Here is an 8,779-nt window from a genome sequence, read left to right as displayed (position 1 = left end):
CTGCATAATAATGCAGTCACCTGTCCATAAAGGAGTTCCCTGCTTCTTGTGGAACAGGCCGGTAAACAGGGAATTCTTTTCAGGGTTAATCTTTTTCCCTGAAAGGGATTAACAAAAAGGTTGCGGAAGGTATACGGGGTCTGGAGATGGATACCTTCTTAAGAAGAAAACTCTGGACTACACAGGTAGATACCTTATCAATACCCTTTCTGGACGCGGGGGCAGTACCCGCCGCCTCCACGAGGATAGATATAGGTAAGTTTGTTTGACATTTATGGAGTTTAGAAGTCCTGCCCGCGGACAGCAAAGGGGTGCAGGGGAAAATACTGTCCCCTGCGTATTTCGTAGTGGGGGGAGGACTATATCAGGAAGGGGGAAGAACCCCCTCCTGAAGAGCGAAGCGAGGACGCGGGGGCAGTACCCGCCGCCTCCACTATATCATCACACAGACCATCTCTCCATCCAGAGAGAGGATTAAGGTGAGATAAAGGGAAAAAGGAAAGAAAAGGGGATGATGTTTAAAAAAAAAATAATAAAAGTAATATTTTTTATAATTTTTATTCCTTCCTTTTGTTTTGCCCTTAATATCCGCGAAGAGATAAAAGAGAGAAAGATACCTACATATCTTATAGAAAATACATCTTATATATCCCTTAAGAGTTTATTGAAAATCATCGGAGGTGAGGACTCCTGGGGTAGGGTAGAAGACAGAATTTTTATAAAACACCAGGATATAGAGATAAAATTTAAAGTCAACAGTAACCAGGTCATTATTGATAAAAAAGTAGAATATTTAGGCGTTCCTGTTAAAGAGGTTGAAGGAGAAGTTCTTATCCCTGTAGATGACTTCAACAGTATCCTTTCTGGTATCAGCATAGCACCTAAGGTGTCAAAAACCAATTCTTTGAAGGAAGAACAGGTAGTTAAAAAAATTAGAGACAGAGATTTCATTGTACTTATAGACCCAGGGCATGGTGGAAAAGATGATGGAGCGGTTGGTTATTATGGACTAAAAGAAAAAGCAGTAAATCTGGATATTGCAAAAAGGATAAAAGAGTATCTTAATAAAGAGTTAAGAAAAAATCCTGGAGTCAAAATCTATATGACGAGGGAAGACGATATTGATGTTTCTCTTATGGAGAGGGTCCAGATGGCAAAGGATATAAATGCAGATGTATTTTTCAGTATCCATACAAACTCCTCAAGAGAAAGAAGACCTGACGCAGATGGTTTTGAAACATACTATTCAGGGGTAAAGGAAGATATTGTTTTTCTTCCATCTTCTAACAACACAGAGATACTGGACGAAGGTACTGAAAGGGAATCGCCCCTGTTACAAATACTTGAGGACCTCAATACTACAAGTGCAGTAGATGAAAGCAGGATATTAGCGGACTTCGTTCAGGAACGACTTGCTGAAAGGTTGCTTACACCTGATAGAGGAACTAAAAGAAGAGGATTTTATGTCTTGAGATATACCCCTATGCCTGCTATTTTAACTGAGATAGGATTCATATGTAATCCTAATGTAGAATGGAATCTTAAAGATGCTGAAGTAAGACAGGCAATCGCTGAAGCACTGGCAAAGGGACTACTTGACTATCTTAAATTCAGAGATATAATATGAGAAAAGGAACATATGAAATAAGGGTCTGGGACTTCTTCTCTTCTGCACATCACCTTAGAAATTATAAAGGTAAATGTGAAAGGATTCACGGACATAACTGGAAAGTGGAGGTTTGTGTTAGTGGTGAGAATCTTGATAAGGATGGTTTACTTATTGACTTCTGTCTTTTGAAGAATAAATTAAAAGATGTTTTAGGTATTTTAGACCACAGGGACTTAAATGCCATACCCTTTTTCAGAAAGAGAAACCCTACATCTGAAAACATCTGCCTTTATATATACGAGAAAATGACAGAAGCACTGAAAGATTATTCCGTAAAAGTAAAAAAAATAACTGTATGGGAAAATGCTAAACAGTCAGCATCATATTCAAAAAAGGAGGGATAATGGAAAGGCCTATTTATGACATTGAGATTTCTGGAGTAAATAAACTTTATTCAGGTAAGGTAAGAGAACTTTTTGATATTGATGAGGGAAATATGCTTATGGTAGCAACAGACAGAATTTCCGCTTTTGACTATATTCTTCCCACACCTGTACCTGAAAAAGGAATAATCCTTACACAGATGTCCATCTTCTGGTTTGATTATCTTAAGGATATCATAGATAACCACATTGTAGAACACAGATTTGAAAATTTCCCTGCTGTATTTAAACAATATTCATTTCTTAAAGATAGGTCTGTTATTGTAAAAAAGGTAAAAAAAGTTCCTATTGAGTGTGTGGTGAGGGGATACCTTGCAGGTAGTGGATGGAAGGAATACAGAGAAACAGGGAAGGTATGCGGGATAGGGCTGCCTCCAGGCCTGAAAGAATCAGAGAAGCTGCCTGAACCCATCTTTACACCTGCTACAAAAGAAGAAAAAGGCAAGCATGACATAAACATTGACTTTTCAGAGATGGCAGAAAGAGTGGGAGAAGAGATTGCCCATCTACTTAAAGAAAAATCTATTGCACTTTATAAAAAAGCATCTATCTATGCTGAAAACAAAGGGATTATTATTGCAGATACGAAGTTTGAGTTTGGGATTGATAATGGGAAAGTTATTCTTATAGATGAGGTCTTTACTCCTGACTCTTCCCGTTTCTGGGAAAGAGAGAAATACAAACCTGGAACATCTCAGGACAGTTTAGATAAACAATATATAAGGGACTATCTTCTTTCAACTGACTGGGACAGAAACTCTACACCACCATCATTACCTGATGATGTTGTTCAGATGACAGTGAATAAATACAGACAGATATATGAGATTCTCGTAAGGTAGTCATCCTGCTATTCACTAAAAACCAGAATTGTGATAGAATAGGCAATTATTATATTTAACAAGGAGTGAAAAAGTGGAAGAGGGAATAATAAAAAAAGCAGAGATTTTGATAGAGGCATATCCTTATATAAAGCAGTACAGGGATAATATATTTGTTATTAAGGTAGGTGGAAGTATTTTAAGGATACCAAATGTAGCAGAAAATATAATGAAAAATATCGCATTCCTTGAAGTTGTAGGAATTAAAGTGATTGTGGTCTGTGGAGGAGGTCCCTTTATAACCGAAGAGATTGAAAAAAGAGGAAAGAAACCGCTCTTTATAGATGGATTAAGGGTAACAGATAAAGAAACCCTCCAGATAGTAAAGGATGTGCTTTTTGAAGTAAGAGATAGTATAGTAAAACATCTGAAGGAAAAATTAGATGTTAAGGCAGATAATCTTTTACCAGAAGAGGGATTTATAACAGCAAAAAAAATACATTATCAAAAAGGAGCGGAGGTAATAGACCTCGGTTTTGTAGGGCAGGTTGCTGAGATTAAACCAGAATATATAAACAGCAAACTTGAAGAAAACAGAGTTCTGGTTATGGCACCTTTAATATCAGGAGAAGATGGGAATTTATACAATGTTAATGGGGACTCTGTTGCCTTTGCTGTAGCGGAAGCACTTAAAGCAGAAAAACTTATCTTTATCACTGATGTTGCAGGAGTAATGAGAAATCCTGAGAACCCTGATACCCTGATATCTGTTCTACATATTAATGAAGCGGAAGACCTTATAGAACAGAATGTTATTAAAGGTGGAATGTTACCGAAAGTTAAAGCGGGTGTCTCTGCTATTAGCAAAGGAGTTAAAAAGGTTCATATAATAAACGGGAGCATCCCTAATTCTATTATTCTGGAGGTCTTTACAGATTTAGGGGTAGGGACAGAAATCCTTGAATAGTAAGATGAAGATAAAAAAGGAAGAGGCCCTACAAAACTATCAGAATTATGTTATAGGGTCTTATACGAGGAGTGGAATTGTTTTTGTAAAGGGGTACGGGAGTTATCTCTGGGATATAGAAGGGAAGAAGTATCTTGACTTTTTCCCTGGATGGGGTGTTTCAGGACTTGGACACTGCTACCCTTCTGTTGTTGAAGCAATAAAAAGTCAGGCAGAAAAACTCATCCATATAGCGAATAATCATTATCATCCCTGGCAGGGAAATCTTGCCAGAAAGTTATCTGAACTCTCGTTTGGAGGTAAGGTATTCTTCTGTAATAGTGGGGCAGAAGCCAATGAAGCAGCAATCAAACTCACACGGCTCTACGGGAAAGGAAAAGGAAAATATAAAATAATCTCTATGGAAAACTCTTTCCATGGGAGGACTCTCGCCACAGTAACGATGACAGGGCAGCCAAAGTACAGCAAACCATTTGAACCATTACCCGCTGGTTTCTCTTATGTCCCGTTTAATGATTTTGATGCATTAAAGTCCTCAGTAGACGAAGAAACAGCAGGTATTATTATAGAACCCATTCAGGGTGAAGGTGGGATAAATGTTGCGGAAAAGGACTATCTTGAAAAAGTAAGAACCCTCTGTGATGAAAAAGATATACTACTTATATTTGACGAGGTGCAGACCGGTTTTGGAAGAACCGGTAAACTTTTTGCATACCAGAACTTTGATATAACACCGGACATTATGACACTTGCAAAAACAATGGGTGGTGGATTCCCTGTTGGTGCGATGATAGCAAAAAAATATATTGCAGACCTTATGGTACCTGGAACCCATGCATCAACATTTGGTGGAGGACCTCTTGCCTGTGCAAGTTGTCTTGCTGTAATAGAGACGATAGAGAAAAAAAATCTTCTGAAAAATGTGAATGATATGGGTAAATATCTATATCAGAAACTACTTCACCTTAAGGATAAATATCCTGTAATTAAAAAGATAAAAGGGATTGGTCTTATGCTGGCGATGGAGTTGGAAGGTGAGGGCTCATGGCTCGTTTCTACCTGTGCTGAAAATGGACTACTTATAAACTGTACCCAAGGAAATATAATACGGATTATGCCTGCTATCACAGTAAATAAAAACGAAATAGAGGAAGGGTTAGAGATACTTGGAAGGTCTCTCGGGAGCAAAAGATGATAAAGGATTTCATAACAGGAGGGGAACTTACAGAAGTAGATGTCTATAAGATATTTGACCTTACAAAGTGGTACAAAACATCTCGCAAAAAAGAATCTTATTCTATACTGAAAGATAGAACAATAGGACTTATCTTTAATAAACCATCAACGAGAACACGGGTATCTTTTGAACTGGCTATATATGAACTTGGTGGAAGAGCAATCTATCTTGCAGGAAATACTATACAGACATCCAGAGGAGAAACAGTTAAGGATACTGCCTGTGTACTCTCAAGGTATCTTGATGGGCTGGTGATAAGAACATATGAGCAGGAAGAGGTAGAAGAGTATGCGAAATGGTTTTCGTTTCCTGTAATAAATGCTCTGACTGATTTTTTACATCCCTGTCAGGCATTATCTGACTACTTCACTATCTATGAGAAAGAAGGAACCCTTGAAGGAATAAAGATTCTTTATATAGGAGATGGAAACAATGTCTGTAATTCTCTTATAATTTTAGCGGATATCCTCGGTGTTAACATTATGGTTGCTTCCCCTGATGACTATCAACCATCAGATAATATTCTTTCTATCGTAAAGAATAGAGGACTTGTTAAAGTTGACAGAGACCCTCTTAAGTTTATTTCAGATGCAGATGTGATATATACTGATACATGGGTAAGTATGGGCGATGAAAAAGAGACAGGGGAAAGAAAGAGAATATTTGAACGATATCAAGTGAACAAGAACCTTCTCAAAGATGCAAAAAAGAATTTTATATTTATGCACTGTCTTCCTGCACACAGGGGCTGGGAGGTAACAGATGATGTGATAGACAGTGAACACTCTATTGTTTACCAGCAGGCAGAGAATCGTCTCCATTGCCAGAAAGCACTCCTACACTTTTTATACCAGAACCTTATAGAATGAACTATAAAAAAAGGATAGAAAGGGTAAGAGAACTCTTAGATAAAAAAAATATACCTGTTATCCTTATTAAAAGTCCCTCCAATATATTCTATCTAACAGGACTTCTTGATATAGAAGGAACTTTGATTGTTGACCCACAAAATATTATCCTTTTTGTTTCAGGTATTTACTATCAGGAAGTTGTGGATATAGCCCATTTTAAGATGGAAATAGTTTTACATAAAAAGGAAGAGTTTGGGAAATTTTTAAAAAGGTATAAAAAAATAGGAGTTGTAGAAACAGAGATTTCCCTTGCTTATTACAATCTGGTCTCACATTCAAACAAAGTTATCCCTTTAAAGGACTTTATAAAAGAGATAAGGATGACAAAAGATGAGGAAGAGATAACATTTATAAAAAAAGCATTAACGATAAATAAAATGGTGTTTAATGAAATAAAAAATTGTGTAGAAGAAGGGCTTACGGAAACAATGTTATCAGGACACATCCATTATCTCATCAGAAGATATGGTGGCAGGAGGGAAGCATTTGAACCCATAGTTGCCTCAGGAACCCACTCTGCATACCCTCACCATAAGAACAGAAACAAAAAGATAGAAAAAGGTAAACCTCTGATAGTGGATGCTGGAGTTGACTATAACGGATATAAAAGTGATTTAACAAGAACATTTTTCCCCGGTGGGACACAATATAACAAGTTTATGGACTATTTTAAGATACTAAAAGATATCCTTGAGTGTGTTAAAGAGTTTATAAATACTGGTAAAACAGGAGAAGAGATATATAATTATGCATTAGCCCTTTTGAAAAAAAGAAACATTGATAGATATTTTGTACATGGACTTGGGCATGGTGTAGGAATAGATGTACATGAATTACCTGTTCTTGCACCGGGTAGTAAAGATGTAATTAAAGATGGCTGTGTCTTTACTGTGGAACCAGGAATATATATTCCCGGAGAAGGAGGTATCCGGCTTGAGGAAATGGTTATTTTATAGAAAATCCCCTTTTCTCTGAAGTGGCAATGGAAAGCAGAAGTTAACATTGCTTATCCTTATTGCTTATGGTATAATAATAAGGAGGGAGGATGAAAGACAAAAAGAAGAGAGAAGGCGTTGCGATGATAATGGTGCTGGCAATGCTGGTTATCTTTGCCGCACTGATTGTAGCGGTTGTAATTTCCTCCACCACAGCCATAAGAAGGGCTCACTTCTATAAGGACAAAAACACAGCACTCCAGATAGCATTAGCAGGAATACAGGATACCCTATACTGGATGAACTATAAAGGGTATTCTTACCATAACTATCCCTGTACACAACTGCCTTCCTGTGCATATAACCCAGATTATAAATACTTTCAGGGGTCGGATTATACAGGAAGTGATACATGGACAAATATGGAACCACTTAACTATAACCCCTCTTTTATACCTCAGGGAAGGTGTGTTGTGACCTTTACAGACAGCAACCAAACAAATGAGGATATAATCACCGCTACAGGATATTATAAAGGAAGAGATGCAACTGTAAGTGTGAAGTTGCGTGGTAATAGTGGTGATGGGAACGCAAGTCATAATAACAATACAGGCAGATTTCTTTCCGACTGGGATGGATATGGATTAATTACCGGTGTGGCAACCTGGGGTATCCCTGAAGCATTTAATAAACACACCATATATGCGAGAGAAGTAGAGTGTGCTACTGGGACAGGAAACAAACCACAGATAACAGGGAATATATTCACTTATAACACAATAAACCTCAATTTTGCAGCAACAAGCCAGTATACACTGACAAAAATTCCAAGTATAGAAGTTCCTTCATATTTTGACAATTTTACAAAGCCAGACACAGAGATATTCAGACAGGGTTTGCCTTCTGGGACAGTTACACCTGCTGTGTATTTTATTCATCCTGTTGGTTATCCAGTAGATAAGGTATACGCTTATGCAAACGATGATACAACTTACAACGACACTGTTTTAGGACATCCTAACGGTGTTGTTAATGGGATTAGTTATAGCAGTGCAGCGAATGAATATACCTTTACCAACACCCGTATAGATTACTCTTTTTCAGTACTCGGAGAGGGAGGAAATGGAAATGCCAGGTTCAATCATTCAAATCTAATCATAACGCAACCATTCAGGATAGTAGGGAACTTAACAATAGATAATAATAATCTTACTATAAATTATCGTGTGGAAGTAGGGGGAAACCTTCAGATTAATCAGCCAATTACAACAGACACAAACAAGCAATCCATATTTTATGTTACAGGCGGGGTAACTCTCAGCAATACTGTGACAGGGGACTTTGTAGTTAGGAGGGCTAGTTCTGTAAATATAGGAGGAACAATAAATGGTGCGCTGATACTGGATGAGATACAGGGGAATGTAAATACTAATGCCCCTTCTTATATTTCTGTAAATGCTTCAAGCAGTAATTATAAATCAGGGGTTTTTATAAATACAAAAGGTAATATCGGTAGTATCTCTGCTCCTGTTTCACCTCTCCAGGTAAATTCTTTAACTATTGGTAGTAATCAACAAGCAGGTATCGTTGCTTATTCTTCAGAGGGAAATGTTTACATTTTTGTATCTCCAAATAGAAATATATTTTGTGAAAAACGAATAGCAATAGCGGCATATTCAGAAAAAGGTACTTCGCAGATTGACCTTGGTCCAGACATAGGGAATATAAATGTAAAAGGACTTATATATAATAGGGGTTTACCTGGAACTCCTTCAATAATTAATATTGCAGGTTCTAATACAACCCCGGAGATAAAAGGTGCTTTAGTGACAAATGGGAAGGTCTATTTTAAACTT

Annotated in this window: 8 protein-coding genes and 1 other RNA gene; all 9 read left to right on the top strand. The window is 37.4% G+C overall.

Going from position 1 to position 8,779, the window contains the following annotated elements:
• Window positions 1-243, top strand: a transfer-messenger RNA (tmRNA) gene (gene ssrA / locus N3D17_07320); the annotation flags it as partial.
• Window positions 244-514: 271 nt separating this feature from the next.
• Window positions 515-1,627 (top strand): N-acetylmuramoyl-L-alanine amidase, encoded by a 1,113-nt coding sequence (locus N3D17_07315; GenBank protein ID MCX8083177.1) that lies wholly within the window; start codon window positions 515-517, stop codon window positions 1,625-1,627.
• Entirely contained in the window at window positions 1,624-2,013 is a 390-nt protein-coding gene (gene queD / locus N3D17_07310) for a 6-carboxytetrahydropterin synthase QueD (GenBank protein ID MCX8083176.1), read from the top strand. Before N3D17_07315 ends, queD begins: the two co-directional genes overlap by 4 nt.
• Window positions 2,013-2,894 (top strand): phosphoribosylaminoimidazolesuccinocarboxamide synthase, encoded by an 882-nt coding sequence (locus tag N3D17_07305; GenBank protein ID MCX8083175.1) that lies wholly within the window; start codon window positions 2,013-2,015, stop codon window positions 2,892-2,894. The genes queD and N3D17_07305 overlap by 1 nt, the downstream gene beginning before the upstream one ends.
• Before the next feature lie 73 nt (window positions 2,895-2,967).
• A complete protein-coding gene (gene argB / locus N3D17_07300; protein MCX8083174.1) occupies window positions 2,968-3,840 on the top strand; it encodes an acetylglutamate kinase in 873 nt (290 codons plus the stop codon).
• A 4-nt stretch (window positions 3,841-3,844) separates the two neighbouring features.
• Window positions 3,845-5,035, top strand: a complete 1,191-nt coding sequence (locus N3D17_07295) for an aspartate aminotransferase family protein (protein MCX8083173.1) — start codon at window positions 3,845-3,847, stop codon at window positions 5,033-5,035.
• A complete protein-coding gene (argF, locus tag N3D17_07290) occupies window positions 5,032-5,946 on the top strand; it encodes an ornithine carbamoyltransferase (protein ID MCX8083172.1) in 915 nt (304 codons plus the stop codon). The genes N3D17_07295 and argF overlap by 4 nt, the downstream gene beginning before the upstream one ends.
• Window positions 5,943-6,944 (top strand): Xaa-Pro peptidase family protein, encoded by a 1,002-nt coding sequence (locus tag N3D17_07285; protein MCX8083171.1) that lies wholly within the window; start codon window positions 5,943-5,945, stop codon window positions 6,942-6,944. The genes argF and N3D17_07285 overlap by 4 nt, the downstream gene beginning before the upstream one ends.
• 89 nt (window positions 6,945-7,033) lie before the next feature.
• The coding region (locus N3D17_07280; protein MCX8083170.1) for a hypothetical protein at window positions 7,034-8,779 on the top strand (1,746 nt) is incomplete at its 3' end.

It is taken from the genome of bacterium (assembly GCA_026414725.1).
In the GTDB taxonomy this organism is placed as follows: domain Bacteria; phylum Ratteibacteria; class UBA8468; order B48-G9; family JAFGKM01; genus JAAYXZ01.
This window is presented reverse-complemented; position numbering and strand designations above follow the sequence as displayed.